The organism is uncultured Campylobacter sp., from assembly GCF_938017705.1.
Taxonomy (GTDB): domain Bacteria; phylum Campylobacterota; class Campylobacteria; order Campylobacterales; family Campylobacteraceae; genus Campylobacter_B.
On the sequence record NZ_CALIIS010000194.1, the window covers coordinates 1 to 3,039 of the forward strand.

Sequence of the window (3,039 nt, forward strand, 5' to 3'; positions counted from 1 at the left end):
GCTTTGCCTATCCTCGTATTATGCGGGTGCTTTTGCAAGATATTGCGGCAGGCTGCGCTTAAATCAATGCTGTGGCTGTCCGTGTTTAGCCCGGATCACGAATATCTTGCCGCAATCTCCTTTTGCCCTAAAATTTGCACGATCTCCTCTAAGCTTAAAATTTTGCCGTGCGAGTCAAAGCCTACGTTTAGTATGCGCCCCTCTAGGCTGGAAGCGCGGTCGTGCAAGTGTCCGTGAAGCATAAAAGAGCCTTTCGAGGCGTGGTTGTGCTCCTCTACGGGATAGTGAAACATACAGATGCTCATGCCCGCTTTGCCGTCCTTCATCGCGCCCACGCCGCCGTCAAAATTTAGCTCCTTGTAGTGCAGGATATCGCTAAAAATAGGATTTCCGTCCTCTTTTAGCTCGCGCAGCAGCGCTTCTTTGTTTCGGCTGATGAGCGTATCGTGGTTGCCTAAAATCAGCACATGCGAGCCGTTTAGCCTACGTGCGACGCTTTTTAGATCCTTTAATTTATTACAAAATGCAAAATCGCCCAGATCATAAACCGTATCCTCGGGCCCCACTACGGCATTCCAGAGCTCTATTAGCTTTTCGTTCATCTCGCTTACGTCGTTAAAAGCCCTAAATTTAGGGCAGTATTTCATGATATTCGCGTGATAAAAATGCAAATCGGAGGTAAAAAATATCATCATTTTTCCTTTAAGCTTTAATCGCTGCATCAAATTTGAGCTTTACGTAAATTTGCACGGCGTCAAATATCCGCGCTAATCGTTAAATTTTTTCTAAAAATTCTTTTATAAAGCCTAGCTTGCCCTGCTCGTCAAGGGATTTGAATTCACGCTCGTTTGCTTTGATGTGATCGACTAAAGGGTGAAATTCCTCATCGAGCTTGGTTTTATCCAGTTTGCCGGAAAGCGCCTCGTTTTTACTGCGAGCGAAAAATTTATTCACGAGATAATAAGGCGTTTTCATCTTAAAGCAAAAATCGTTCTGGCTTGGGATATACACCATAAAGCCCTCGAATTTCGCCTCTTTGACTATATTTTTAAGCTCCGAAAAGCTCGTTTTTAGATACTGCTCGCCCTCTTTATAAAAAGGTCTTTTTAACACTCCGGCAGTGCTTGCGGCGATTTTATCCAGTTCAAATTCGCTTGCTTGCGCGCCGGTTTTAGCGTCGATAAGTCCGATAAAAGTCTCGCCGAGCTCCTCTTCTACGATGTGCGGATCGCTCTCGTCGGTGATCTCAAATAAAAAAGTTTTATTTGGATAGCGTTTGAAAATCTCTTCAAATTTGCAGCAGTTCTCGCGCGTCATCTGCGCAAATCTACTATCGGTCGATCCCGTCGTGGAGTAGATGACGCGGCGGTTAAAGCTGGCGCCGCTTTCGCCGATATCTACGTAGGTACAACACCCCAAAAAGCCGTTTACCTTTCGCACGGCAAGCACGGGCGTATCGTCTGTGATATCGATAGGATAAAGGCTTTTGCGCGAGGTAAATTCCGAGTAGTTATAGACCTTTTTAAACGGACGCACGATGATATTTAGATTCTCGTCCATTATGAGCCCGCGCATCTCAAGCAACGCCTTATCCCAATCGGCTTTGAAAAAGACGCGTTTTGAGTATTTGTAGGTGCGAAGCTCGGGATAAAGCTCGCTTTGACGCGCACTCCAGAGCCTTTTATCCTGTGTGGCGGCGATATATTTTTTCGTTACGTAGGTATTTTGCGCCGCATCAAAGGGCAGATCGCGCCTGTTTAGAGCCGCCGCGTCTTTGATCTTTTGCGCTACGCTTTCGCTCATAGGATTGATGGGCGGGATCAAAATTTCGCCCTCTATTTTGTTATTTGCGACCTTGATAAACATCGCTATTACCGTATCTTCATCGACGCCGTGCTCGGAGGCGAAGAAATTTTGCATTCTAAAGCATTCGAAAATAAATCCATTCTGGGCAGCTTGCTCTTTTAGGCTTAGCAGCTCTTTGGTGCGCGCGCTCACGTTGCTAAGCACGATAAGAACGTCTCTATCTTTGTTTTCCAGAGCAAATTTATACGCCTGCTTTATCTCGCGTGCGACCTTGCGCTTCGCATCCTCCAAAAGCTTCGGCGACCAAGTATAAACCCCCGCCTCATCAGTTAAAAACATATCGTTTTCCAGATGATAAATTTGTGCCTGCGGATATTCGTTTTTAAATTCTTTAATTTTCTCTTTTGCGAAAGTCGTTTTACCAGAGCCCGCGTGTCCGCGAACGACTATAAATTTTCTCATTTTACCGCCTTGATTTTATGTGGCGATATTCTACCTGAAATTTGTATATTTTGCTATCATGTGCAAAATTTAAGGCAAAAGTTAAATACGAATGAAAGTAAATTAAGACAACCGAAGTTTTATTGCCTGCGATAAAATTTAGTATGTAAATTTTTAAATTTAACTCGTATTGTAAAAATTAAATTTACGTTATTTTTTTGGCAAAATAGGTCTATTGGGCTTTATGTGACATAAAGGCGAGAAATTTAGCGACTGAATGTAGCTCGTTAGTTTAAAAAAAAGCAAAGCGTTTGCCAAAACCGTCGCAAATTTACCTCAATCTTCTATCTCAAAGTAGTAAGAAATAGGCAAAATTCGACCCTTTTTATCGATAAACACGCTTTTGTAGTCTATTTTGGCGGCCGTCACGTCGCCCTCAAAAACAGATATGTCGTCAAATATCGGTTCTATGGCGACCTTGCCGTCTATGTCTAGGCAACCGCTTTTTCTATTTACCCTGAAATTTAACATTCCGCCGTAAAACTCGTCAAATATATAGTCGAATTTTTGTAGCTCAAGGATAAATTTACCGCTTTTATCTATGATACCCCACAGCTCGCCGACCCTCACTACGGCACGTTCTTCTTTAAATTTATTTACTTCGTCAAAACGTGGCTCTATCGCGAAATTTCCGCTTTTGTCTATGAAGCCCCATTTGCCGCCCGATTTTACGGCCGCTAGCCCTTCGCTAAAGAGCGACGCTAATTCAAATTTAGGCTCTATAACGACGTT

General features: G+C 43.4%; 3 protein-coding genes. All 3 read right to left on the minus strand.

The window, feature by feature from the left end; genetic code table 11:
* Positions 1 to 95 precede the first annotated feature (95 nt).
* Positions 96 to 692, minus strand: a complete 597-nt coding sequence (locus Q0605_RS08930; RefSeq protein ID WP_298706330.1) for a phosphoesterase — start codon at positions 690 to 692, stop codon at positions 96 to 98.
* A gap of 82 nt (positions 693 to 774) precedes the next feature.
* Positions 775 to 2,268 carry an RNA ligase gene (locus Q0605_RS08935; protein ID WP_298706332.1) on the minus strand — a complete coding sequence of 498 codons (1,494 nt, stop codon included), beginning with the start codon at positions 2,266 to 2,268 and terminating at the stop codon, positions 775 to 777.
* A 315-nt stretch (positions 2,269 to 2,583) separates the two neighbouring features.
* Positions 2,584 to 3,039 (minus strand): WG repeat-containing protein (locus Q0605_RS08940; protein ID WP_298706334.1); only part of this gene is annotated, 456 nt, incomplete at its 5' end.